The organism is Skermanella aerolata KACC 11604 (assembly GCF_000936425.1).
GTDB lineage: Bacteria > Pseudomonadota > Alphaproteobacteria > Azospirillales > Azospirillaceae > Skermanella > Skermanella aerolata.
This window is the reverse complement of sequence record NZ_AVFK01000022.1, coordinates 58,371-83,493: the sequence shown is the minus strand read 5'-3', so window position 1 is coordinate 83,493 and position 25,123 is coordinate 58,371. Positions and strand designations below refer to the sequence as shown.

Annotated in this window: 22 protein-coding genes; 8 read left to right on the top strand and 14 right to left on the bottom strand. The window is 64.5% G+C overall.

The window, feature by feature from the left end:
- Positions 1–27 precede the first annotated feature (27 nt).
- Genes N826_RS23530 through N826_RS23520 form a run of 3 tightly spaced genes read left to right on the top strand, consistent with a single transcriptional unit; the run spans position 28 to position 3,019 of the window.
- Entirely contained in the window at positions 28–1,506 is a 1,479-nt protein-coding gene (locus N826_RS23530; protein ID WP_044432807.1) for a M48 family metalloprotease, read from the top strand.
- Positions 1,507–1,513: 7 nt separating this feature from the next.
- Positions 1,514–2,068, top strand: a complete 555-nt coding sequence (locus N826_RS23525; protein ID WP_044432806.1) for a LemA family protein — start codon at positions 1,514–1,516, stop codon at positions 2,066–2,068.
- Between the two features lie 48 nt (positions 2,069–2,116).
- The gene (locus N826_RS23520; protein WP_044432805.1) at positions 2,117–3,019 is read left to right on the top strand and encodes an ROK family protein; all 903 of its coding nucleotides are present in this window, start codon (positions 2,117–2,119) and stop codon (positions 3,017–3,019) included.
- On the opposite strand, the gene N826_RS23515 is transcribed toward N826_RS23520, so the two are convergent.
- The 8 genes from N826_RS23515 to N826_RS23480 all read right to left on the bottom strand — a co-directional run bounded on the left by N826_RS23515 (position 3,009) and on the right by N826_RS23480 (position 11,053).
- A complete protein-coding gene (locus tag N826_RS23515; RefSeq protein WP_211099359.1) occupies positions 3,009–3,701 on the bottom strand; it encodes an HAD family hydrolase in 693 nt (230 codons plus the stop codon). The two genes, N826_RS23520 and N826_RS23515, sit on opposite strands and share 11 nt — an antisense overlap.
- Positions 3,698–4,735: an aldo/keto reductase gene (locus N826_RS23510; protein WP_044432803.1), complete on the bottom strand. Its 1,038-nt coding sequence runs from the start codon at positions 4,733–4,735 to the stop codon at positions 3,698–3,700. The genes N826_RS23515 and N826_RS23510 overlap by 4 nt, the downstream gene beginning before the upstream one ends.
- A 12-nt stretch (positions 4,736–4,747) precedes the next feature.
- Positions 4,748–5,521, bottom strand: a complete 774-nt coding sequence (locus tag N826_RS23505; protein WP_044432802.1) for an SDR family NAD(P)-dependent oxidoreductase — start codon at positions 5,519–5,521, stop codon at positions 4,748–4,750.
- Positions 5,522–5,550: 29 nt separating this feature from the next.
- Positions 5,551–6,681 carry an ABC transporter ATP-binding protein gene (locus N826_RS23500; RefSeq protein ID WP_044432801.1) on the bottom strand — a complete coding sequence of 377 codons (1,131 nt, stop codon included), beginning with the start codon at positions 6,679–6,681 and terminating at the stop codon, positions 5,551–5,553.
- Between the two features lie 32 nt (positions 6,682–6,713).
- Positions 6,714–7,532 carry a carbohydrate ABC transporter permease gene (locus N826_RS23495; RefSeq protein WP_044432800.1) on the bottom strand — a complete coding sequence of 273 codons (819 nt, stop codon included), beginning with the start codon at positions 7,530–7,532 and terminating at the stop codon, positions 6,714–6,716.
- A 14-nt stretch (positions 7,533–7,546) separates the two neighbouring features.
- Positions 7,547–8,461, bottom strand: a complete 915-nt coding sequence (locus N826_RS23490; protein WP_044432799.1) for a carbohydrate ABC transporter permease — start codon at positions 8,459–8,461, stop codon at positions 7,547–7,549.
- Between the two features lie 103 nt (positions 8,462–8,564).
- Complete coding sequence (locus N826_RS23485; RefSeq protein ID WP_044432798.1) at positions 8,565–9,887, bottom strand: ABC transporter substrate-binding protein; 1,323 nt, start codon at positions 9,885–9,887, stop codon at positions 8,565–8,567.
- Positions 9,888–10,090: 203 nt separating this feature from the next.
- On the bottom strand, positions 10,091–11,053 hold the full coding sequence (locus N826_RS23480; RefSeq protein WP_044432797.1) for a sugar-binding transcriptional regulator: 963 nt from the start codon (positions 11,051–11,053) through the stop codon (positions 10,091–10,093).
- Between the two features lie 137 nt (positions 11,054–11,190).
- Between N826_RS23480 and N826_RS23475 the strand changes: the two genes are divergently transcribed.
- A complete protein-coding gene (locus N826_RS23475; RefSeq protein ID WP_044432860.1) occupies positions 11,191–11,457 on the top strand; it encodes a HigA family addiction module antitoxin in 267 nt (88 codons plus the stop codon).
- Between the two features lie 128 nt (positions 11,458–11,585).
- On the opposite strand, the gene N826_RS23470 is transcribed toward N826_RS23475, so the two are convergent.
- The 4 genes from N826_RS23470 to N826_RS23455 form a co-directional block, all read right to left on the bottom strand.
- Entirely contained in the window at positions 11,586–13,148 is a 1,563-nt protein-coding gene (locus N826_RS23470) for a sulfatase-like hydrolase/transferase (RefSeq protein WP_044432796.1), read from the bottom strand.
- 39 nt (positions 13,149–13,187) lie between these two features.
- A complete protein-coding gene (locus N826_RS23465) occupies positions 13,188–14,579 on the bottom strand; it encodes a hypothetical protein (protein ID WP_044432794.1) in 1,392 nt (463 codons plus the stop codon).
- A gap of 3 nt (positions 14,580–14,582) precedes the next feature.
- Positions 14,583–14,834 (bottom strand): hypothetical protein, encoded by a 252-nt coding sequence (locus N826_RS23460; protein ID WP_052831894.1) that lies wholly within the window; start codon positions 14,832–14,834, stop codon positions 14,583–14,585.
- Between the two features lie 288 nt (positions 14,835–15,122).
- Entirely contained in the window at positions 15,123–15,599 is a 477-nt protein-coding gene (locus N826_RS23455) for a hypothetical protein (protein ID WP_044432792.1), read from the bottom strand.
- Positions 15,600–15,827: 228 nt separating this feature from the next.
- Here N826_RS23455 and N826_RS23450 point away from each other — a divergent pair, with 228 nt between their 5' ends.
- From N826_RS23450 to N826_RS23435, 4 genes are all read left to right on the top strand, one after another.
- Entirely contained in the window at positions 15,828–16,628 is an 801-nt protein-coding gene (locus N826_RS23450; RefSeq protein ID WP_044432790.1) for a DUF3891 family protein, read from the top strand.
- Positions 16,629–16,802: 174 nt separating this feature from the next.
- Complete coding sequence (locus tag N826_RS23445) at positions 16,803–18,377, top strand: PAS domain-containing sensor histidine kinase (protein ID WP_084721088.1); 1,575 nt, start codon at positions 16,803–16,805, stop codon at positions 18,375–18,377.
- Between the two features lie 140 nt (positions 18,378–18,517).
- Positions 18,518–18,793: a hypothetical protein gene (locus N826_RS23440; RefSeq protein ID WP_044432787.1), complete on the top strand. Its 276-nt coding sequence runs from the start codon at positions 18,518–18,520 to the stop codon at positions 18,791–18,793.
- A gap of 250 nt (positions 18,794–19,043) precedes the next feature.
- Positions 19,044–20,828: an SLC13 family permease gene (locus N826_RS23435; RefSeq protein WP_044432785.1), complete on the top strand. Its 1,785-nt coding sequence runs from the start codon at positions 19,044–19,046 to the stop codon at positions 20,826–20,828.
- Positions 20,829–20,854: 26 nt separating this feature from the next.
- Here the strand turns inward: N826_RS23435 and N826_RS40435 are convergent, their stop codons facing one another.
- Together N826_RS40435 and N826_RS23420 are read right to left on the bottom strand one after the other, a co-directional pair.
- Positions 20,855–23,266: an HWE histidine kinase domain-containing protein gene (locus N826_RS40435; protein WP_147040941.1), complete on the bottom strand. Its 2,412-nt coding sequence runs from the start codon at positions 23,264–23,266 to the stop codon at positions 20,855–20,857.
- 310 nt (positions 23,267–23,576) lie between these two features.
- The gene (locus N826_RS23420; RefSeq protein ID WP_044432784.1) at positions 23,577–25,109 is read right to left on the bottom strand and encodes a sensor histidine kinase; all 1,533 of its coding nucleotides are present in this window, start codon (positions 25,107–25,109) and stop codon (positions 23,577–23,579) included.
- Positions 25,110–25,123: the final 14 nt, after the last annotated feature.

The window sequence follows — 25,123 nt, the reverse complement described above, 5'->3', positions numbered from 1 at the left end:
AGGTTCTCGTCTATGTCAGCAAACGGGATGGCGTTGGATTCCTTCGGTCCGCTTGACCGCGTCAGCTTCCATGACGAGCAGGCCCGGCGCCGCCGGGGCACGTGGCGGATGGCGTTGGGCTGCCTGCTGATCGCGGCGGCCATGGGCATCGTCACGGCTGCCATCGCCGGTCCGGCGGTCATCCTGATCGCGGGCGGGTTGCTGCATCTCGCGGCTTGGGCTGGGATCGAACCGGCCTATTGCCTCCAGACCGCCACTGCCCTGGGCCATTGGGCGGGGTCGAAGATGGACCTCCTCAGCGGGATCATCGACGGGCTGGACGACAAAGTCGGCTGGCCAAGCTATTGGGCAGCACTCCGCCGGACGCCGGAACTGCTGACCGCCTTCGTGCCGGGGCTGATCGCCTCGGGTTTGCTCTGGATCGGCTTCCGCCGCCTGCTCCGCCGGGACCGGGCGGAAGACCTGATCGCGGCGCTGAACGCCCGGCCGCCCAACCTCCGCGATCCGGAAGAACGCCAGCTTTCCAATATCGTGGAGGAAGTGGCGATTGCCGCCGGCCTGCCCGCCCCGCGCCTGCTGCTGGTGGACCAGACCGCAGCCAACGCCGCCGCCGTCGGAAGTTCGCACAAGGACGCGACGCTGCTGGTCACCCGTGGGTTGCTCGACACCCTCAACCGGGAAGAAACGCTCGCCATCGTCGCCCATCTCGTCGCCTCCGTCGGCAACGGCGACTTCGCGGTGATGCGCTCGCTGCTCGCGGTCTTCCAGGTCAAGGGCTTCTTCCTGACGCTGCTCGACCTGCCGTTCCGCCGCTCCGCCTGGGTAGCGCTCTACCGCCTGATCGCCGCCGTGCTGTGGCGGCGCGGCTCTCATCCGGTGGAGGCCGCTGCCCATGACATCGAGCGGGCGATTTCCCCGGATTCGTCGGAGGAAATCAACCGCACCTTTTCGGAGGGACGGTTCGCGACGCTGCGCAATGTGCTGTTGTTCCCGCTGATCCTGCTGATGCTGGTCGTGGTGATGCAGAAGCTCATCATCCAGATCTGGACACTGTTCTTCCTGGGCTGGCCCCTTGCCGCCCTCTGGCGAACCCGGCGCTATCTGGCCGACAGCACCGCCGTCCAATTGACCCGCAACCCGGACTCGCTGCGGAGTGCCCTGCTGAAGCTGGCGGACTCCGGCGCGGTCCCAACGGGAGGCGAGTCGCGCGACTACCTGTTCGTCCACGCCGCCGCCCATAACCAGAGCGGCTTCGCCGCCAAGCGCGGCATCGCGGATTCGATCCAGCCTTCCCTCCACGCCCGCGCCAGCCGGCTCGCGGCGCAGGGCGGTGGCACGCGGCGGCGGCGATTTAATCCGCGCCACGCCATCGGCTATGCCGTCCTGGGCCTGATCCTGTCACCGCTGATCGGCATCCTCGTTTTCCTGGTCGGAATGCTGACCTTGGGCACCATCGTTCTCAGCTTGGCACTCGGCCTGACGGTCGCGTCGGCAATCCTGACATGAGGACCTTATGAATACCTGGATTCCCTGGATAATCGGCGCCGCCGTCGTCGTCTACCTGATCTATCTCTACAACGGGCTGGTGACCTTGCGGAACCGCGTCCGCAACGCCTGGTCCCAGATCGACGTGCAGTTGAAGCGTCGGCACGACCTGATCCCCAACATCGTCGCCAGCGTCAAGGGCTACATGGCGCATGAGCGCGGTCTGTTCGAAACCATTACCCGCGCCCGCGAAAAGGCGGTCGCCGCCGGGTCCAACGTGCCCGCCAGGGCAGCGGCGGAAGCCGTGCTCGACCGCTCGCTGCACAGCCTGTTCGCTCTTGCCGAGTCCACGCCGCAGCTTCAGGCCAGCGTCAATATGCTGGCGCTCCAGGAAGAACTCAGCTCGACCGAGAACCGCATCGCCTTCGCCCGCCAGCACTACAACGACGCCGTTCTGGCTTATAATACAGCGCTCTCGACCGTCCCAAGCGTGTTCATCGCCCGTGCCTTCGCCTTCCAGCCGGACACTCTGTACGAGGTCTCGGACATGCGGGAGCGTGAGCCGGTGACCGTCAGCTTCTGACCTGCTATGGTGCCCGAAACGGGGAAACCGGGGTCTCGGTAGGGTGGAATGCGGATCGGCGTTGATGTCGGCGGTACGAAGATCGAAGCGGTAGCCCTGGGTTCAACCGACCAAGTCGCGGCCCGCCTGCGCGTGCCGACCCCGCGCGGCGACTACCCCGCAACGGTCGAAGCCGTCGCAGGCATCGTCCGCGCGATCGAGCGGGAAACCGGCCGTCACGGAACCGTCGGCGTCGGAATGCCGGGATCGATCAGCCCGACGACCGGCCTGATCAAAGGCTCCAACTCGGTCTGGATGACCGGCAAGCCGTTCCGCGACGATCTGGAAAAGGCGCTCGGCCGCCCCGTCCGCTGCGCCAACGACGCCAACTGCCTCGCCGCATCCGAGGCATTTGACGGCGCCGGCGCCGGGGTGGATATCGTCTTCGCCGCCGTCCTCGGCACCGGCTGCGGCGGCGGCCTGGCGCTCGGCGGCAAGGTCCACGAAGGCCGCAATACCGCCGCCGGCGAGTGGGGCCACAACGCCCTGCCCCTGCTTCACGAGACCGTGCTGGAAGCGCCACCCTGTTTCTGCGGACGTTCCGGCTGTATCGAAACGTTCCTCGCCGGCCCGGCGTTCGAGGCCGATTATAGCGCCCGCGCCGGCCGGTTCCTTCCCGCCGCCGCCATAGCCGAATTGGCTTTGCGCGGCGACCCGACCGCCGCCGAAGCGCTGGACGCCTACGAAGACCGCCTCGCCCGAGCGCTCGGACTGGTCGTCAACCTGATCGACCCCGACATGATCGTGCTGGGCGGAGGCATCTCCAACATCCGGCACCTCTACCGAGCCGTCCCGGCCCTGCTCGCCCGCTACACCTTCGGCGGCGAATGCCGTACGCCTGTCGTGCCCGCCACCCACGGCGACAGCAGCGGCGTCCGGGGCGCCGCCCGCCTGTGGCCGCTTAGCGGCTGAATTCCCGGACCAGTTCCGGCAAATCGGCCAGCTTGTCGAAGACCATCGCCGCCCCGGCCTGGATCAGCTTTTCGCTATGACTGCGCTCCCTCGCCACATTGCCCCGGATGTGGCTGCCGCCTATAAAGCCCAGGACTGTCATCCCAGCCGCCTGCCCTGCCCTGGCGCCGTGGATACTGTCCTCGACCACGATGCACCGGGCAGGCTCCGCCTTCATCCGCTTCGCCGCCAGCAGGAAAAGGTCAGGGGCCGGTTTGCCGTGGACGACCATGGTGGCGCTGAAGATGTCGGGTTCGAACAGCGGCAGCAGACCCGTGATGCGGAGCGAGTAGCGGATACGCTCCGGGATGCTGCTCGACGCCACGCAGAACGGTCTGTCCAACCGTTCCGCCGCCCTCGCGACACCCGGCACCGCCTTCAGCTCCCGCCCGAAGGCGTCCAGGATCTCCCGCCGCAGGTCGTCGAGAGCCTCGGGCGCCAAACCGCGCCCAAGGCTGGCTTCGACCGCCGCTACCATGGACGCGGTACTGCTGCCCAGGAAGCGGTCGAAAACGTCATCTTCGTCAACGGGATAGCCGAAGCTGTTGAGCGCCGCCGTGGTGCAGCGGAGGCTGATGGGTTCGCTGTCCACCAGCACGCCGTCGCAGTCGAAGATGACGAGACCGCTCATGGGCCGAGTCATGGAACCGGCGCGTCCGCGCGGATCAGCTCGGCCGACCGCAGGTCGCGCCAGAACTCCGCCGGGATCGCCTCCGTCATCAATGCCACGTTGCGCTCCGCCTCCTCCCTGGATTTCGACCCCGGAATCACCGTCGTCACCGCCGGGTGGAACAGCGGGAACTGGAGTGCCGCCGCCGGCAGACTGACGCCATGGTTCCGGCAGACCTGCTCGATCGCCGCCACCCGCTGCAACACCGGCTCCGGCGCCGGCAGGTAGTTGTAGCGGGCATCCGGGATGGCGCCGGTCGCCAGGATGCCGGAGTTGAACGGGGCGCCCAGGATGATCGACACGTTCTCCGCCACGCAGCGCGGCAGGAAGCTATCCAGCCCGCCCTGCTCCAGCAGGGTATAGCGCCCGGCCAGCAGGAAGGCGTCGAACCGGCCGATATCCATCAGCCGCTCGCACGCCTCGGCCTGATTGACGCCGGCACCAAATGCCCGGATCACCCCGTCTTCCTTGAGTTTCTGGAGCGCCGGAAGCGCCCCCGTCCTGACATCCTCAAGCCGGGCTTCGTACTGGTCGCCATGGGTCCACATGTCGGCGTCGTGGATCAGGACCATGTCGATCCGGTTCATCCCCAGCCGTTGAAGGCTGTCCTCGACCGACCGGATCGTGCCTTCATAGGTGTAGTCGAAGACCGGCTGGAACGGCAGTTCGCCGGTGAATATGCCGCCCTGCGACGGGTCCAGCTTGGGCGGCGGCACCTTGCCGTGCGGCTTCAGCAGCCGCCCGACCTTGCTGGACAGCACGAAGGCGTCGCGCGGGTAGCGCCTCAGGGCCATGCCCATCCGGTGCTCGCTCAGCCCGTGCCCGTACAGGGGAGCGGTGTCGAACAGCCGGATGCCGCTCTCGAACGCGGCGGCGACGGTATCGAGCGCCGCGTCCTCCTCCACCGTCGCGTAGAGGTTGCCCAGCACGTTGCCGCCGAAGCCCAAGGGGCTGACCGCGACGTCCGAGTTCCCGACCCGTCTCAACTCGTCAAGCCTGATGGCCATCTCGGTTCATCCCTACCAGCAGGTGTAGCCGCCGTCGGCCAGCACGATGCTGCCGGTCAGAAGGCTGGACGCGTCGGACGCCAGGAACAGCACGACCGAGGCAATTTCCTCCGGCTGTCCGACCCGGCGCATCGGCGTGTTCTCCAGCCACACCGGATACATGCGCTCGTCTTCCATGCCGAACTTGGTGAGCGATGTCTCGATATAGGTCGGCGCCACCGAGTTCACCCGTACGCCCCGCTCCGCCCACTCGGCAGCCAGCGACTTGGTCAGGTGATGCACGCCGGCCTTAGAGGCGTTGTAGTAGCTCTGCGGCTGCGGCTTGTTGACGATGAAGCCGGACATCGATCCGACATTGACGATCGAGCCCTTGCCCTTCGCCAGCATGTGCTTGCCGACCGCCCGGCAGCACCAGAACACGCCGTTGAGGTTGACGTCGATCACGTTGAGCCAGTGCTCGTCCGGCACTTCCTCCGCCGGGACGTCGCTGCGGGCGATGCCGGCGTTGCAGACCAGGATGTCGATGGCGCCGTTGGACTTGACCAGCCCGTCCACCGCGGCGTTGACGTCGGCCGGCTTGGTCACGTCCAGCACCACGGCCTGCGCCTTGTGCCCCGCCTTGACCAGATGGTCGCGGCCCGAAACCGCCAGTTCCTCCGAGATGTCCGCGACGATGACGCTGGCGCCCGCCTCGGCCAGCGCTTCGCCGCAGGCGAGACCGATGTTGCGGCTGCCGCCCGTGATCAGCGCGGTCCGGCCCGACAGGTTGAACTTTTCCAGATACATAGTGCTGCTCTCCTAAAGCTTCTGTGCGGTCAAGCCGAGCGCCGGCCGGCGGCGGGGCTGTCGATCAGGTGATGGCGGCTGGTGTGCTCGATCGCCAGACCGTCGCGGCCGAACATGTGGCAGCCGCGCGGATTGACGCTGAGCCGGACGTTGTCGTGCATGCTGGCGGCCTCGTCGCCGTCGGCCTGGACGACCATGGTCTGGTCGCCCGCGACTTGGATATGCAGGAAGGTCAGGCCGCCCAGACGTTCGGTCACCAGCACGGTGCCGGGGATCTCGCCGTCGTCGGACAGGCGGATATGCTCCGGCCGGATGCCGACCGTGACCTCGTCGCCACCCCTCAGAGTCTCGCCCTTGACCGGCACCGCGATCGGATTGCCGCTCGCCAGTTCCACGGTGATGCCGTTCTCGGTATTGCCGATAACGCGGCCGGGCAACAGGTTCATCTTGGGCGATCCGATGAAGCCGGCGACGAACAGGTTGCGCGGGTGATGGTAAAGCTCCAGCGGGCTGCCGACCTGCTCGACCACGCCACCCTGGAGCACCACGATCTTATCGGCCATGGTCATGGCCTCGATCTGGTCGTGAGTGACATAGATCATGGTGGCGGCCAGCTTTTCATGTAGCTTGGCAAGCTCGATCCGCATCTGCACGCGCAGGGCGGCGTCGAGGTTGGACAGGGGTTCGTCGAACAGGAAGACCTTGGGCTGACGGACGATGGCGCGGCCGATGGCGACGCGCTGGCGCTGACCGCCGGAAAGCTCCTTGGGCCGACGTTCCAGCAAAGGGCCGAGGTGAAGGACGTTGGCCGCTTCGGTGACCTTGCGCATCCGCTCTTCCTTGGATACGCCGGCCAGCCGCAGGCTGAAGGCCATGTTGTCGGCGACGGTCATGTGCGGGTAGAGCGCATAGGACTGGAAGACCATCGCGAGGCCCCGGTCCGCCGGGCCGATGTCGTTGGCCCTGGCGCCGTCGATCAGAAGGTCGCCGTCGGTGATGCTCTCTAAACCCGCGATCATGCGCAGCAGGGTGGACTTGCCGCAGCCGGACGGGCCGACGAAAACGACGAACTCGCGGTCGGCGACGTCGAGATCCACTCCCTTGATGATTTCGACTTCGCCGTACTTCTTGCGGATGTTCCGCAGGGTAACGGTAGCCATGGGACGTTCCCTTTACTTTAAAATTCGTTATTTTACTTGACGGCGCCGAAGGTAAGGCCGCGCACCAACTGCCGCTGGCTCATCCAGCCGAATACCAGGATCGGGGCGATGGCGAGCGTGGATGCCGCCGAAAGCTTGGCCCAGAACAGCCCTTCCGGACTGGAGAACGACGCGATGAAGGCGGTCAACGGTGCGGCGTTGTGCGCGCTGAGGTTGAGGCTCCAGAAGGCCTCGTTCCAGCACAGGATGATCGACAGCAGGGCGGTAGAGGCGATCCCAGGCAGCGCCAGCGGCAGCAGCAGTTCCGTCACTTCCTGACGTGCCCGCGCGCCATCCATCCGGCCCGCTTCCAGGATCTCGCCCGGCACTTCCTTGAAGAAGGTGTAGAGCATCCAGATCACGATCGGCAGGTTCATCAAAGTATAGATGATGATCAGCCCGGTCCTGGTATCCAGAATGCCGAAGTCACGGAACAGCAGGTACATCGGGACCAGTACGCCGACCGGAGGCATCATCTTGGTGGACAGCATCCACAGCAGCGTCCCGCGCGTCCGTTTCGTCGGGAAGAACGCCATGGCGTAGGCGGCGGGGACGGCGATCAGGATCGCCAGGGCCGTCGCCACCACGGAGATCACGATGCTGTTGATCGCGAAGCTCATGTAGTCCGCCCGCTCGAACACCGCGTAGTAGTTCTCCAGCGTCGGCGTGAAGAACAGCTTCGGCGGCGTCGAGATGGCTTCGACTTCCGTCTTGAAGCCGGTCAGCAGCATCCACAGTATCGGGAAGAAGATGACAAGTGCGGCGCCCCAGCCCAGGATGAAGACGCCGATTTTCGATTTGCTCGAATCCATGGCTCCTCCTCCCCCTATGCTTCGAGGTTGCGGGCGACGGTCCGCACGACGAAGAAGGCGACGATATTGGCGAGGATGATGGCGATCACGCCACCGGCCGAAGCTCCGCCCACGTCGTATTCCAGCAACGCCCGGACATAGATCAGGAAGGCGAGGTTGGTGGTCGCCAGACCGGGACCGCCGGAAGTCGTCACGAAGATCTCGGCGAAAACGGTCAAAAGGAAGATCGTCTCGATCATCACCACCACCGAAATGGCGCGTCCAAGATGCGGCAGGATGATGAAGAAGAACATCGAGATCGGGCCGGCGCCGTCCATCCGCGCCGCTTCCTTCTGCTCGTTGTCGAGCGACTGGATGGCGGTCAGCAGGATGAGCAAAGCGAAGGGAATCCACTGCCACGACACGATCATGATAACAGCCGTCATGGGATACTCGGCGAACCAGTCGACCGGCTGAAACCCGAACAGCCGGGAAAACCACCCGAAGATGCCGTTGATCGGATGCATCAGCAGGTTCTTCCAGATCAGCGCGCTGACCGTCGGCATCACGAAGAACGGAGCGATGGCGAACAGCCGGGCGACGCCGCGTCCCGGGAAGTCCTGATCGAACAGAACGGCAAGCAGAGTACCCGCTACCACGGTAATCACAAGTACCGAACCGACCAGAACCAGCGTGTTCCACATCGAGGTCCAGAGGCTCGGGTCTTCCAGCAGGTACTGGTAATTGCCGATCCCGGCGAACTCGACGACCGGGTTCAGCAGGTTGTAGCGCATGGCCGAGAAGTAGAGGGTCATGGCGAGCGGCACGATCATCCAGACCAGGAGGATGAGCACCGCCGGAGCTACGAAGGGAAGTGTCCGGACCTTCTGTCCGGATCTTCGCACCGTCGGGGCCGACTTGACGGCCCCCGTTGCTATGCTGGCTGACATCGATTGATTTCCCAGTGTGCTGCGACACGTTTCCCGTATCCCGCAGCGTTGGAAACTGCTGCGGGACTTGGGGAGGAGCGGAGCCTTCGGGTGTTTCGCTTAATTACTTCTTGGGGTAACCGGCCTGCTTCATCGCCCGCTCGGCGGCGGACTGCGCGGTCTTCAGCGCCTGATCCAGCTTCATCTGGCCGGTCAGGGCCGCGGCCATGGTCTGGCCGGTCTGGGTGCCGATAGCCTGGAACTCAGGAATACCGGCGAACTGGACGCCGACATAGGCCTTCGGGTTCTTGGTCGTATTCACCGGATCGGCTGTTTCGATCGCGGTCTCGACGAACTTGGCGAAGGGAGCCGCGTCCAGATACTGCTTGTTCTCATAGGTGGACTGCCGGGTGCCCGGAGGAGCGGAAACCCAACCCTCGGTCTCGCCGACAAGCTGGATGTATTCCTTCGACGTTGCCCAAGTGACGAACTTCTTGGCCGCGTCTTCCTTCTTGGAGGATTCCGGCACCGCCAGCGCCCAGGACCACAGCCAGTTCGACCCCTTCGGCCAGCTCGCGATCGGAGCCTGGGCGAAGCCCAGCTTGTCCGCGACCTTGGACGTCGCCGGGTTGTAGAGCATGCCCGAGGCAACCGTGGAATCGATCCACATGCCGCACTGGCCGTTGGAGAACATCGCGAGGTTTTCATTGAAGCCGTTGCTGCTGGCGCCCGGCGGGCCGTAGTTCTTCAGCAAGTCGATATAAAGGGTGATCGCTTCCTTCCATTCAGGACTGTCGATCTTGGTGTTCCAATTCTGGTCGAACCACTGGCCGCCGAAAGTATTCACCATCGTGCTGATGAACGCCATGTTCTCGCCCCAGCCGGGCTTGCCGCGCAGGCAGATGCCGTAGACCTGGTTAGCCGGATCGTGGATCTTGGCGGCCAGATCCTTGATCTGCTGGTAAGTCGGCTGGTCCGGCATGGTCATGCCGGCCTTCTGCACCAGATCCTTGCGGTAATAGGTCATCGAGCTTTCCGCGTAAAACGGCAGCGCGTAAAGCTCGTTGTTGTAGGAAAGGCCTTCGCGGACCGGCTTCAGGACGTCGTTGACGTCATAGGCGGCCGGAAGATTGTCGAACTTCTTGATCCAGCCCTGCATGGCCCAGATCGGCACTTCATAGGTGCCGATGGTCAGCACGTCGTACTGGCCGCCCTTGGTGGCGATGTCGGTGGTGACGCGCTGGCGCAGCACGTTCTCTTCCAGAACAACCCAGTCCAGCTTGATGTCGGGGTTGGCCTGCTCGAACTTGCTCGACAGCTTCTGCATGACGATCATGTCGCCATTGTTCACGGTCGCGATCGTCAGGCGCGTCTGCGCCTGAACCGCCGTCGTTCCCGCCAGAATGGTAGCCGTCAGCAGCCCAAGAAAATGGGTTTTCTTGATCATTCCGCTCCTCCCTTTTGATCGCCTTCTTTGAGCATTTGCCCGGACGTTGGGCAAACATCACATGAGGTTCGGAGAGCGTCAAGAAAATCATCCCGTCTACGCCGTTTGGATACCATTTTTCGGCATAATCTTGCTGCGCTTGCGAACATGAGGTCGGCAAGTGTCGGGCAATAGCCCAAATTTCATCTTTTGCTCAGATTGTTTCAGTCGAGTTCAAGGACGCGGACGGCTGTCGTTTCGTCCGTGATCAGCCCATTCGCCAAGCGCCCGCGTAGTGCGGCGCGGATGGCGGGAGCCTTGGCCGCCCCTGCCCCCATGATGATCGTCGGCCGCTCGGCCGGCACGATCAGCGGCGGCGCCGTCAGCCGCTCGTTGAAGGCGGTGGAAAGCAAAACCCCGTCCTGGTCGAAGGCCCAGCCCAGCATCTCGCCCACGGCATGGCTGCTGACGAGGTCGGCCAGCTCCTGGTCGGTGATGAAGCCGTCGACATGCAGCGGCGACCCCCAGCCGATCTCGCCGATCCCCATGAACGACGCCTTGACCTGCAACACCAATGAACTGACCGTCTTGTACCAGCGCTGTGATTGAAGCAGCTTGCGCTGCTCGATATCGTCGGCCACCACGGGAGTCGGTAGCGGATAGCACTGCGCGCCGGTCCGGTCGCACAGGCGCATCGCGACGTCATAGGGGCTGGCCCGGCCGTCGCGGGTCAGGTTGCCGACGAGCGAGACGATCTTGTGCTGCGGCCGCTCCATCGATGAGACCTGCGCCACCGCCGCCCGCAGAGTCCGTCCGGTTCCCAGTGCCAGCACGGCGGGCGCCTTGCTGGACAGGTAGCTCTCGATCCGCTCGGCGGCGCTGATGGCGATACCCGCCACCGGAGCCTCGTCCCGCCGCTCCCCCGGAATGATGTCGCAGAACACAAGCCCGAAGCGGTCCTTCAGCCGCTCCGCCATCTCGACGCATTCCGTGATCGGATAATCCATCCGGAACTTGATGAGCCCTTCCGAAGTCGCCAGCGCGATCAGCCGCTGTGCGTTCTGGCGCGAGACGTTCAGCTCCGTCGCGATCTCGTCCTGCGTCCGGCCCCTGATGTAGTAAAGCCACGCCGCCCGCGCCGCCAGATCCAGCTTGCGATTGGAAGTACTGTTGTCCCTACCCGCCACCCTGCCGATCCCCTTGGCCCCTCAAGTGGCCGGAAGTAGACCATATACCCCGTTGGTGGCGCAATCGATGGTGATGGTCTATGATCGGCAAGCTAGCCTTGAGTGCTGATCGCGCAAGGCTGGAGGCCCGATCGTCGATGTCCAAAGATACCCCTATTTCCGGCCTGCCCGCGATGCACCCCGGCGAGTTGCTGCGCGAGGACGTGATCTCGGCACTCGGGCGCTCGGTTGCCGAGATCGCCGGGCTGTTGAAGGTGTCGAGGCAGACGCTCTATGCGACCCTTCGCGAAGAGGCTCCGGTCACGGCGGCCATGGCGTTACGCCTGGGCAAGCTGTGCGGGAATGGGCCGGAGCTATGGGTCAATCTCCAAGCCCGTTACGACCTTGATCGGCTCGCGCGCTAATCCCGTTGGGTTTAGACCGGCCTGGAACGTTAAATGTCGGGCTGAAGAGGCCCGACCTAGGTCAGCGTGCTTTTGGCAGAATGTCCTTTTGTAGGTCGGGCCTCTTCAGCTCGTCATCGGAGATCGCTTCACGATCCCCCGCAACTCCGCGCAATTTCTTCCGGCGTTATCACCCGCCGCTGTTCCGGGCGCTTCCAGCCGATGAAGACGCTTCGGCTGGGCAGCATCGGCATGTCGGTGCCGAAATAGGTGTTGAAGACGACGCGGTAGAGGTTGGTCAGGTTGATGTCCGGCGGCAACGCCTGCTGCAAGCGGCCGTCGCTGGAATAGACCGCCAGCAGTGGGGCGAAGCGTTCGCCCATGCAGCTCTGCTCGGCGCTGTCGTGGTCGAAGTGCTTGCCGCCGCCGTGGTCGCCGTGGACGATGACGATGGTCGGCCGTTTGGCTTCCCCGATGACGCGGCGAACCAGCGAGAGAATGCCGTCGTTGGTGTAGACCAGCTTCTCGACATAGCCGCGCCGGTAGGATTCCTCCCGCTCCGGCTGGTGCTTGGTATAGTGCGAGCCGTCGTTCATGCTCCAGAAGCCGCCTTCCGGCGGCAGCACCTCGCCGTTCCTGGTGATATCGAAGGGCGGGTGCGGCGTCAGCATATGCATATAAAGGAAATACGGTCCCGTCAGCTCCCGTTCGTAGGGCTTGGTGAAGGTTTCCGGCGGGACGCTGGCTTCACGCAGGCCCAGCTTCAGCGCGATCGGGTAGAAGACCGTCTGCCGCAAGCCGGTGACTTCGAAATTGCTCAGCGGGTGCCGGTCCAGCAGCCGGTCGAGCTGGTCCATCCGAACGGGATCGTATCGGATGTCCAGGGCCGCCGTCTGGTATCCCAACCGGTCCAGCGTCCCCATGACGGGATTGTGCTTGAGCCGGTCGCGCAGGGCGTCGCGCAGCTCCGCCCCCGTCCTATCGCCGCCGACGCCATCCAGGTCCGATGCCGTGAAGATGCTGGTCATGCTTTGAAGCGTCTGACTGAAGGGAGACGTGGCGCGGTCGGCCACCGCGAACCCCATGCCCTTCAGCCCGTCCAGGAAGGCCGAGTTGTCGAAGCCGTAGTAGCGCGCCAGCACGTCGCCCCTGGAATAGCCGTCCAGCACGATGTGCACGATATCCGGACGTTCTCCGCCGTCTTTGACGGCATCGAACGCCGCATCCGTCTGCCCGGCGCTCTGCTGCCCGCCTGCCACCGCCGTATTGACCACCAGCGCCCGCTGGGCCAGCGAGACCGCCGGGAAGGCCACCATGACGGCGACGATCACGTTGGCGATGCGCGTGACGTTGGCTCCTGGCCGCGCCCGCCAGCCGATCAGCAGCGCCACGACGACCATGGCGGCCAGCGCGTAGATCCCCGGCAGTTCCTTGATCCAGAAGCTCAAGGCACCGTCGATCATCTGCTGAAGCAGCCGGAAATCGAAGATGACGATGAACGCCATCGCGACCCAGAGCGCCGCCCGGTGGACGTCGCGCAGCACACGTCCGAGCGCCCACGTCGCCGCCAGGGCCAGCACTACGCAAACCGCGAGCGGCCTGACGACATCGACGAGGTTGGTCATGCCAAGGTCGGCGGACATCAGGTATAGCGGGAAATAGGCCGCGAGAAGCAGCGGATAGAGGGGGAAATCCGATAGTTTCCTGGTCACGTCAGCTCTCCCCGGCTCCGGTCGCAGCTCCGGAAGCCGTCAGCTCCGGTCATACCAGAACAGCCGGCGGCCGCTGTCGGCGATGGACTCGGCCCGCACGACGCGCGCCCGGTCCTCCAGCGCCGCCGTGAAAGCCTCCACGCTGTAGCCGTCGAAGATGTCCTCGCGCAGCGCCAGCATGCGCTGAACGGTCGGGTCGTCCTTGGGGACGAACTCAATCACGCCGCGCGGAGCCAGTCCGGTCAGCCAGCCGATCGTCTGGTCCAGCGGCACGTTGCGCCCGATCACCAGATGATGCTCGAAGGCCAGGGCCAGCAATCCGTCGGCGTCGCCGCGTCCCTGGATGCCGCGCCGCTCCGCCTGCTTCCAGCCCTGGTCGGGACTGGGGTTGGCGGCATCCTGGAACAGCGGCAGCAGGTTCAGCTTTTCCGACATGGCCCGGTCGAACGCCAGTTCGAGCGCCTTCTGGTCGAAGTCGAAGCCGACCGCGGCCCCGGCTCCTGCCCCCAGGGCGACGGCCGAGTAGTTGGCGCTGTTGCAGCCGAGGTCCCACAGCAGCTTCGGTTTCACCGCCGCCGCGAATTCCGCGATGAAGCGGCACTTCGCCTCTTCCGCAGCATCCGTATAGGTGTTGTTGCGGGCATAGTCGCCCCAGACCGTCTTGCCGGTGTCGGCCGGCTTCAGCTTCTCGATCCAGCCGCGTAGCTGGGTCAGGATGCCGAGCAGCGACGACTTCGTAAGGCCCTTCTTCCGGATAGCCCCCGCATCCGCCGTCCCCTTGTCGTTGGCCGACGCCTCCAGCCGGGCCTGAAGCACGACATAGGTCATCACCTGCCAGGACAGCTTCTTGTGGAACGGCAGCAGCCGGTTCAGCTCCGATGTCGGAATACCCTCGAGGCTGCCGCGATACCACTGGTTATGCGGCACGCCCAGCACTGCCCGCAGCAGCAGCGGATTTAAAAACTGTTCACAGAACTGCCGCAGCCCCGCCCAATACTCACCCTCGCGATAGCGCCGCAGCGACAGCAGGTCGATCAGGACGGGACGCGGTCCGATGAACTGGACGTTGTAGGCGCTGGCGTCGCTCATCATGACGCCATCGGCCAGCAGGTCGATCTGGAGGTCCAGGTGGAACAGCGCCGCCGCCTTCAAGGCCGGGAACGGCCATTCATACGGGTATGAGACGAACGGGATACGCGGATGCTCGACGACGATCGGCGCTCCCCGCGCCTGCTCGCCCAGCAATGCCGGATCGACTTCATTCGACGCTACCAGCCGGCCGCCGTCTACCAGCCGGTTGAGCACGCCGCTGTCGCGGATGAAGGTGTAGTCGGCCAGAGCGCGGGCCGTGATCGTGCGGAAGATCCGGCCATCGTTCTCGAAAACCTGGCCGGAAGGGTCCCGGAACGAACCGGGTTCGACAGCGGTCATGCGTCAGCGGGCCTTGTCGGTGGGGGAGTCTACGCCGTCTCGTTGCGTCACCGATGCCGGCGTCCGTCCACCCCCGAACCGGCTTTTCAGTTTGCTCCAGTAAAGACGGATCGCAAACATTCCCCCAGCGATGCCGCCGATCAGCCCTTGCAGAAGCATGCTGCCGGTGCCCGGATCAAGATAAGCGTAAGCATTCTGGGTGGAAAACAGCAACAATGCCGGGACCGCCAGCAAAGCCATGTATATGCGGTTCATGCCGATCGCCCTCCAGCGAAAATTTTATCTTGTTTGAAGACATCGATAGTCTTCGCATGAATTCAGCACGGTCGAAGGAGGGCGATTGGAACACGGTGAGCGGGGCTCAACAACCCACCCATCGTACATAAAAACGACACATCAGTGTAATAAACAGAAGGACAGGACCGGTCGGAAAAGCCGGTCCCGGTCAAACCCCTTCGGAGCTGCCTTATCCCAAAGACCACCGATCCAAAGGCTGCTGACCCAAAGGTCACCGATCCAAAGACCGGGCGCGCGTCCGAAGACTCAGCGCTGACTGATCTGCGCGACTTGGCTTTCCCTGGTCAGTCCTTCCGGGTCCATCGCCACCGCGACGTAGAACGGCTCCCGCATCAGCGCGCAGTAATTGGCATTGCCCATCCGCAGCATCCGCATCGACTCGCCGTTGGAGATGCGGGTGTGCATCTGGTCGAATTCCGCCATGCTGCCCATCCGGTCGGCCAGCTCACGCTGGGAACTCCGCAGGATTGCGGCATTGCGGACGGTGAAGCTGGCATAGCGAGCGAAGGCCTGGGGATCGCCCCACGCCGGACCGCAAGCCAGCCCGGCCAGCATGGTCCTGGTCTGAAGCGATACCACCTTGTCCGCCGGGGTCTCGCCCAGCATCAGCGGCGTCTTGGCGGTTTCCAGTACAGGGTCCGATGTCTCGGCACATCCGGCCAGCAGCGCCGAGCAAAGCAGGATGCCGCATAGCGATACGGAACTTTTGAACGAGGTTTTCATGGACGCCCACCAGCAAATCTAACACTGGCAGCAGCCTAACATTATTTGGTTACCGGAATCGATAGCCGAAGACTTTTCATCTCCCATGATTACTCCCGCAGAGTCATCCCATTAACGATATCGGCATTGACACCGATATTACCGTGGAAGGACGCCGGTTCTGCGCCCGTGCCGATCCGGCCGTCTCGCGCGTTATCAGGAAAAGTCTAGACCGGAGAACCCCCGATCATGCTGTTCAGACCGAAAGACTTGGCCGACGGTGCCGTGATCTGTATCCCGCAGCCTAGCCATTCCTGGCTGTCGGGCCAATTGGTCCGCGCCTGGGGCAACGATGGTTTCGCGCGTCCCGCTCCCTACGAGGAAGTCTGCCTGGGCGCAGCACTCCACGACATAGGCTGGTTAGAATGGGAGGCCGAACCGACGCTCAACCCCGAGACCGGCCTGCCGCACAATTTCCTGGATATGAAGCCGCCGACCCATACCCGGCTGTGGACCAAAGGCGTGCGCCAGGCACTGGCTTTCGGCCGCTATCCGGCACTGCTCGTTTCGCTGCACGCGAAGACCATCTACACCACGTTCTTCGATTTCAACAAGGCGGCGCCGGACGACGCCCGGCTGATCCGCTCCTTCCTGGACACTCAGGAAGACTTCCAGCGGGCGACTGTCGAAGCCTTGGCCGCCGATCCCCGGATGGCTCCCGATGTCACGCCGGATGCCATCGAACGGAACCGGCGCCTCGTCGCCGCGACCGACCGCATGTCGCTGGAGATCTGCTGGGGCATCACCGGCGAAGTCGCGATTCCCGGCGTTCCGACGGCGACCGGGGACGTCACCGAGCTTCACATCCGATCACCTCATGGCGACCCGGCCGACCTGACGCTCTCCCCCTGGCCCTTCGCCGCCGACCGTGTCGAGGTCTTCTGCGAGGGCCGCCGGCTGGAAGGCCGATTTGCCGACGAAGCGGCGCTCCGCGATGGGCTGCAAAAAGCGGAGCGGGTCGAGATCCGCGCCGTATTCAACCCGGCATGACAACATTCATACGACCATTTACATACAAGCAAAATCTGCGGCCGGCGAGATTCGGATGTATTATAAATTTTAGCAAAAACGCGCTTGCCGGATATCAGGAACGTTGCATCAGGGACGTTGCAGTTCGTTGAAGGACGCAAGCGGGCACGAATAGATGCACGCTGGGAGCGAGTAATGGATACCCAAATATTCGGCTCTCCTGCACTTGGGCAGGACGTTCCGGATCATGCTTTGCTCCAGGCGATGCCGATAGCGGTATACACGACCGACGAAGCCGGCCGGATCACCTTCTATAACGAGGCGGCGGCCCAGCTATGGGGACATCGGCCCAAACTGGGCGAGGACCGCTGGTGCGGTTCCTTGCGGCTTTACTGGCCCGACGGCACGCCGCTTCCGCATGACGAATGTCCCATGGCCGTGGCGCTGAGAGAGAACCGCCCGATCCGCAATGCCGAAGCCGTGGCGGAGCGGCCGGACGGAACCCGGATTCCCTTCGTGCCCTATCCGACTCCCTTGCGCGATGCCAAGGGACGGCTGACCGGAGCCATCAACATGCTGGTGGACATCACGGAGCGGAAGCAGTCGGAGTTGGCCCTGCGCAGGCAGGAACATGAACTTCACGAAGCGCAGCGGATCGCCCGCATGGGCCATTGGCGGCTGGATATCGCGTCCGGCGGTCTGGCATGGTCGGCCGGCATTCATCTGCTCATGGGGACCTCGCAGGCCGGACATGTCCCGCATCTCAAGGATTTCATCGGACGCGTCCATCCCGACGACCGGCGGCCGCTGCTACGCGCCTTCGCCGCCTGCCTGAGGTCCGGCAGGACGAGCCAGTGGGAGTTCCGTGTCCGCAACGACGATGGCCGCGAATGGGTGGCCTGGATCGAGGGCTGCTGCGAAAGCGACGACTCCGGCAAGGTGAGCGCCCTGTTCGGCATCTGTCAGGACGTGACGGAACAGCGCCGGATGCAGGCGACGCTTCGCGACGCCTGCGATGCGGCACAGGCGGCAGACAGGGAGAAATCGACCTTCCTCGCCTGCATGAGCCACGAGTTGAGGACGCCGCTCAACGCGATCATCGGGTTCAGCGACCTGCTGCAATCCGAGATCTTCGGTCCGCTCGGCAGCGACCAGTATCTGGAATATGCCGCCGACATCAGCCGCAGCGGCCACCATCTGCTCGAATTGGTCAACGACGTGCTCGACATGGCACAGATCGAGGCCGACAAGATCTCCCTCCAGGAGGAAGCCATCGACTTGGCGGCCCTGATCCGGGAGGCCGCAAGCTTAGCGAGCGGACCGGCAGCGCACGCCAACCACAGGATCGAGATCCGGCTTCGGGAACCTGCCCCGCTGCTCGTCGCCGATCGGCGGCGCATGCGGCAGGTGCTGATCAACCTGATCGGCAATGCAGTCAAGTTCACTCCGGACGGTGGCCGCATCGCGATCGCCGTGGGCGAGGAGGCCGAGGGCCGGCTGCCGATTACGATAACGGATACCGGCATCGGCATAGCACCGGATAAGATCGGCGGGCTGTGCCAGCCCTTCAGCCAGATCGAGGAAGTGGCCGCCCGCCGCTACGACGGCAGCGGCATGGGGCTGTTCATCACCAAGGCCCTGGTCGAACGCCATGGCGGCGATCTTTCGATCGTCAGCAAGCCGGGCGAGGGAACGGCCGTTACGGTAAGCCTGCCGTCGCACCGGTTCGTCCCGATGTTCGTCGAGACGGCTTTTCTGATCCGCGCCTGATCCCCGCACGCGCTTCGGCATCCCTGTTTCGGATCAGTCGATACAGTTCTCCGTACCTCCAAATTGCAGCTTCCAAACCATCAGCGGAAAGGCGCAGATTAAATTAAATATGTGACAAATTTCAGTAATGGAGCAAATCCATGGGTAAATTCAATGCTGCGCTGCTGTGGTTGGGCGCCCCGCTGGCACTGGAGTATGCCGGCCTATTGCCGGTCTGGGGCGCGATCGCCTGGCTCCTGGCGCCGTTCATCGCGCTGGCCGTCCTTGGGCTCGGCGCCGGAGCGGTCGCATCGGTGATGGACGCCTGTACCGGTGACCGCGCGGTCCGCAGTCAGGGCGCCGGCAAAGCCAAGGCTTCCCGGACCGCGGTGATGCCGCCTTCGGCCTGGACCATCCATCACCCCGGTTCGCCCTGATCCCGGCGCCGCAAGCTGCCGGCATAACCGGAACTTGCGCGGTCTGCCGGTAAATCCAATTGCACATTGAACCAAAACCCGAACCCACCCTCCCTCGATGCGGCGCATCATCACGATGATGGCCGGATGAGGCCGGACATGTTACGAGAGCGGTCGACCATCATGGACAGGTCGCACCGTTCCGGGCATGAAGTCCGGCTGAATTGCTCATCCGCGGCCAGTCGGTCGGCCGCGCCCCGAGGGAGAAGGCATGACCCACGAGCAGTTCCTGTCAATGGCCGTCCTGGCGGTGACCCTGGGCCTCTTCATCTGGGACCGGCTGCGCTACGACGTCGTTGCACTGATCTCGCTGCTCGCGGCCATCGTGACCGGTGTTGTGCCGATGGCGAAGGCCTTCACCGGTTTCAGCGACCAGATCGTCGTGGTGGTCGCCAGCGCCCTGGTCATCAGCAAGGCGCTCAGCCTGTCCGGGACCGTGGAACGGCTGCTGGAACCGCTGGCGCACCGGCTGACGACGACCACCCGCCAGGCCGCCGTGCTGGTCGGGGCCGTGACCGCATTGTCCGCCTTCATGAAGAATATCGGTGCCCTTGCGATCTTCATGCCGGTGGCGCTCCAGTTTTCCCGCCGGATCAAGGCGTCGCCCTCGCGATTGATGATGCCGCTGGCCTTCGGATCGCTGCTGGGCGGCGTCATGACGCTGATCGGCACGTCGCCGAACATCATCGTGTCCCGGGTGCGCGAGGACCTGACCGGCCAACCCTTCTCGATGTTCGACTTCTTCCCGGTCGGCGCCGGCATCGCGGTCACCGGCCTGATCTTCCTGATCTTCGGCTGGCGCCTGCTGCCGGAGCGCCGGTCGCCGACGTCGTCGGCGGAGGGCGAGCTGCATATCCGCGACTACCTGACGGAAGTCCGGCTGCTGCCCAATTCCCCGCTGGTGGACGGCACCGTCGGCGATCTGGAAGCCTTGTCGGGCGGTGCCGTCACGGTCGCCGCATTGATCCGCGACAAGGGCCAGCGCTACATTCCGGGAGAGCACTGGCGGCTTCTCCAGGACGATATCATCATCGTCGAGACCGATCCCGAGAACCTCAAGAAGCTGCTGGCGGCCGGAAAGCTGGAGATCGCGACCGGAGGGGGAGCGGCCAAGGGCGCCGGCATGGAGCCGTGGGAGGAGCTTGTCCTGATGGAGACGGTCGTGGCGCCCTCGTCGCCGCTGATCGGCTGCACGATCAAGGACTTCCGCCTGCGTTCCCGCTTCGGGGTCAACGTCCTGGCGCTTGGCCGGGGCGGACGGCAATTCGTGACCCAGCTTCGCCAGATCCCCATTCAGGTCGGCGACGTGATGGTGGTGCAGGGGCCGGGCAACGCGATGGCGACCGTGCTGGCCGACCTGGCCTGCCTGCCGCTGGCCTATCGCAACCTTGCCTTCGACAAGCCGCGCCGGTTCAATCTGGCGGTGCCGATCCTGATGATCGCGATCCTGCTGATCTCGCTCGAGGTCGTCACCGTCGCCGTCGGCTTCTTCGCGGCTGCCGTCATCATGGTCGTGACCCGCCACCTGTCACTGCGCGAAGCCTATGAGGCGATCGACTGGCCGATCCTGGTCATGCTGGGAGCGCTGATCCCGGTCAGCGACGCCATCCAGAGCACGGGCGCTTCCGACCTGATCGCCGGCGGCTTGGCCAGCCTCGCCGCGACGCTGCCGGCGGAGGGCACGGTGGTCATGATGCTGCTGGCCGCCATGCTGCTGACGCCCTTCCTGAACAACGCAGCGACCGTGCTGGTCATGGCTCCGATCGCCGCCAGTCTGGCCCAAAAGCTCGGCCTGAACGCCGACCCCCTGTTGATGGCCGTCGCCATCGGCGCCGCCTGCGACTTCCTGACCCCGATCGGCCACCAGTGCAATACGCTGGTGATGGGACCGGGAGGCTACAAGTTCGGCGACTACTGGCGGCTGGGGCTGCCGCTCAGCATCATGGTGGTCGTGATGGGAAGCTCGCTGCTGCTGCTGTTCTGGCCGCTGAAGTAGGGTGGCCAAGCGGAAGGTCAGCGCAGTCATCCCGTCCCTTCCTTTGAGTCTTTCCGTGACGCAAGCAGCGCGGCGATAGCCTCCACCAGATCGTCGGGGTGGACGGGCTTCCTCAACACGGGTGCTTCGCGCAGCGACGCCTCGGCGTCGTTCAGCATGTTGTATCCGGTACAGAAGAGGAAAGGCACGCCCATGGCGATCAACGATCTGGCGATGGGATAGGACGGCTGGCCGAGCAGGTTGACGTCCAGCACCGCCACGTCCGGCCGCGACTGCCGCACCATGTCGATCCCGTCCTGCACCCGACCCACGGGGCCGAGAACCTTGTAGCCGGCGTCTTCTACGGCCTGGGTCATCGCCAGCGCGGTGAGCGCCTCGTCCTCGACCAGCAGCACCCGCGCGCCGGGCACATGCGGCGCGGGATGATCGTTCGCATGCCTGGGAGTGGAAGGTGCTACGACGGTTACGCCGCTGACCATGAAGTAGTCGGATGGCAGGACCATCCGGAAACGGAGCCCGGCCGGCGTCCAGGAAAAGTCCACGTCGCCGCCCAACTGATCCTTCACGGTCCGTTCGATGATCAGCGAGCCGAAGCCGCGCCGCGTCGGCTCCGTCACGCCCGGTCCGCCGCTTTCTTCCCAGTCCAGGATCAGGCTGCCGTTTCGCTGGTTCACCCCAAAAGAAACATTCACCACGCCCTTGGGAACGGTGAGTGCGCCGTGCTCGAGCGCATTGACCGTCAGTTCGTGCAGCAGGATCGACACCGCCTGGGCCGAGGCCGCCACGATCGTCACCGGACCGCCCGCTATGACGAATTGCCCCGGCAGGACATGCGCCTCCAGTTCCTGGCGGATCAGGGTCGCCAGATCGGCGCCGGACCAGCGGGTGTTAGCCAGAAGCGTATGGGCGCGGGCGACTGCCGCCACGCGCCCCTGGACGACCCGGGCGAAATCGGCGGAGTTGTCGGCCTGGCTGAGGATGACGATGCTCTGGACGACGGCGAGCGCGTTCTTGGCCCGATGATCGACTTCCTGCATCAGCAGGCGCTGATGGGCTTCCGCCTCATGGCGGTCGGTCAGGTCGGCGGCCATGCTGACGACCAGACGCCGGCCGCTGCCGTCGCGGCCAATGGGCGCCGACCGGAACGACCAGATGCGTTCGCGTCCATCCGCCGTCCTGATCGTGTATTCGCTCTCGTCGAGCGGCCGGTCCAGCTGGTAAAGCCGTTCGATATCGTACGACGGGGCGATGCATGTTTCATGGGCGCGCCTGCCCCACTCGGCAATGGTCGGGATCTCCTGCGCCGAGTATCCCGATGCTTCCGTCCAGGCCCGGCTGAGATAGATGATCTCGCCATCCTCGGCGTGGACGATGGCGGGGAACGGTGCTCCCTCGACCACGCGGCGCAGTCTTTCCTCGCTCTCCCGGAGCGCCGCCGTCCGGCTTTTTATCAGCGACGCCGTGTCATGAAGCGCCTTGCCGACAGTATCGATTTCCGCGATGCGGGGATGAACCACGGTCATGGGATGACCCTCGCCCAAGGCCCTGGCCGAGTCGGATAGTTGCGTGATGGACTGGGCGAGTATCCGTGAAAGATACACCGCCACCAACAGGCCGATCAGGAAGAGCAGCCCGCCGCCGCCCGCGAACAGTGTCAGCGTCCATCGGGGCTGAACGCTGACCAGGGATTCGGGCACGCTTACGCCGACCAGCCAGCCGGATGCCTGGGAGCGATGATAGGCCTGGAGCGACAGGATGCCCTCCAGGTTGCCTGTGCGGTCGATTCCCTTGGGGAAGTCCTTGATCCTGATCCAGGTATCGGCGGGAACGCTGGTGCCGACGAACTCATCCGCTCCTTTCGAGCGGGCAATGACAACCCCGTCCCGGTCGATCAGGCCTGCCAGCCATCCGGGCGGCAGGCGGTCGGCGGAGAGGATGGATTGCAGCCGTTCCAGCGATAGGGTCAGGCTCAGCAGGTAGCTGACCTGGTCATTCCGCATGACCGGAATGACTACGATCAGGAGCGGAGTTCTCGACACCGCACCGGTCAGGAGGTTGGAAATCTGGGGACGCCGGGTTTCTATGGCCCTCAGGTCGACGTCGAAGACGGGATTGCGCGGCAATGGCGCGCCCCATGGCAGCCGTGTATTGACCAATTGCTGGCTGGAGATGTCGCGAATCAGGATATTGGTGTCCAGAAGGTCGCGGACCTCCGTCGCATACCGGTAGAAGCTTGCGAAATCACCGGTGTCCAGGCTTTCCGAAAGCGCCAGCACCTCGCCGACAGCCAGGATGCGGGCGAGTTCCCGGTCGATGTCGTCGCCCAGCAGCCGTGCGCGGTCCGTGACCTGTGCCTCCGTCGCCACCCGTTCGTCGCGGGTATTTTGAATGAGAAGAGCCGCCGAGAACAGGAGAGGCGGAACGATGCAGGCAATCACAAGCAGGATGAGCCACGTTCTGACCCGATAAGAGCGCCGGAACAGTAGAGACTTCACAGTGTTGGACAAAGCAAATATCAAGCGGCGATTTTCCTAATCAGCAGCCAAACATCACCAAAAACAACCATGATGTGTGCTGATAAGGGAGAGCAACATGGTTAATGTCCTTAAGTACAGGATTATCCCACTTACTTCAAATATTTTCGAGATCTCGCAGTACCTACCTTGTCTTGACCCGGGCGTTGCATAATCATCTAAACGTCATTGACATCGCTTATGCTCCGGAACTTATCGCCGTGCTCCTTCTCCGTCATCCTACCGGCAGGCTGAACCGGAAAGTCGTACCGAATCCTTCCACGCTTTCTGCGCCGATCCAGCCACCGCATCGCTCGACCAGTTCCCGGCAGAGGATCAGGCCGAGGCCGGTGCCCGGCTCGCCCTCGGTTCCCGGCATCGAACGCGGGAGACAACCGGCTTCGCCGTCCGTAGGCGGGTACTGCGCCGGGAACAGCGATTCCAGAGTATCGGCGCTCATCCCGACGCCGCTGTCGGCGACGGAAACCAGCAGGCCGTACTCGTACGGATGTGCCGTCACCCGTACCGTTCCTCCGGATCGGGTGAACTTGATCGCGTTGTTGACTAGGTTGCGGACGACGGTACCGATCACTTCGGCCTCGGTATCGACCTCCAGCGGCGGGGCGTAGACGATCAGGTCCACTCCTTTCGCCTCGGCCGTGGCGAAGCTCAGCGACAGGGCATCATGGATCGTCTGGCGCAGTTCCGCGGGGGCGCTCGCGGTGGAGACGTCCATCTGGAGGAAGGCCCAGCGCAGCAGGTTGTCCAGCAGGTCCTGCATGTTGCGCATCGCCGCGAAACAGCCGGCCGCCGCCGCCGCGCGGTCCTCGCCGCTCAGGCGGCTGCGCGGGTTCGCCAGGGTTTCCGATAGCGACATCGCCGCAGTCAGCGGCGAGCGGAGGTCGTGGGCGATGGCGCGCAGCAGGGACTCGCGCTGGTGGAGCGAGCGGCCGATCCGGATCGACTGGCGTTCGCCCTCGCGCATGCGCAGATCCAGCGTCTGGAGCGAGCGGCTGATCGACTGCACCTCGGCATAGTCGCTGACGCTGGGGACCGGCATCCTGTCGTCGCCGGCGGCCAGCCGGCTTGCCGCCAGCCGGATCGCGGTCAACGGGCGGGTGACACGCGTCGCGATCACCCAGCCGCAGGAGAACAGCACCAGTCCGGCCAGGGCCGTGAAGCCGGCGGTGCCGACGGACATCGACACGAGCGGCCTTGCCGCGAAGTCGAGCGGCTGGGCCGCGACGACGCTCCAGCCCAACCGTTCCAGGTCGGGGGTGCGCTGCCCGACCGCCCGGCCGACGTCGAACTCGCGCCCGCCGATGTTCACCAACTGGAAGAAGCGGTCGTCCGGCGTGCCGCCGCCGAAAGACACCATCGCCCCGATCAGCGCGGGCGGCCCGTCGATCACGGCGCCCTCTCGGTTCAGCAGCAGCAGTTCGGTTCCGTCGCGCAGGGGATGGTGGTCCGCCAGGGCGGCCCGTTCCGGTTCGAGCGGCGGCGATGAGCCCGTCGGCGCGGCGCCGACCTTCGCCAGAGCCATGTGCAGCGCCGGCTCGCGCGACGCCAGCGCCCGTTCCAGCAGACGCTGGGTCAGGCTGGCCTGGGCCTGCGTCGCCATGGTGCTGAGCGACACGCCGACCTGTTCTCGGATGCGCGGCATCACGACGACAGCGTCCATCACCCAGGCGAAGACCAGCAGCGTCGCCACGATCACGGTGCCAAGGGCGACGACGATCTTGCTGCGCAGCGGAAAGGCTATCTTCATGGTCCCTGTCCCTT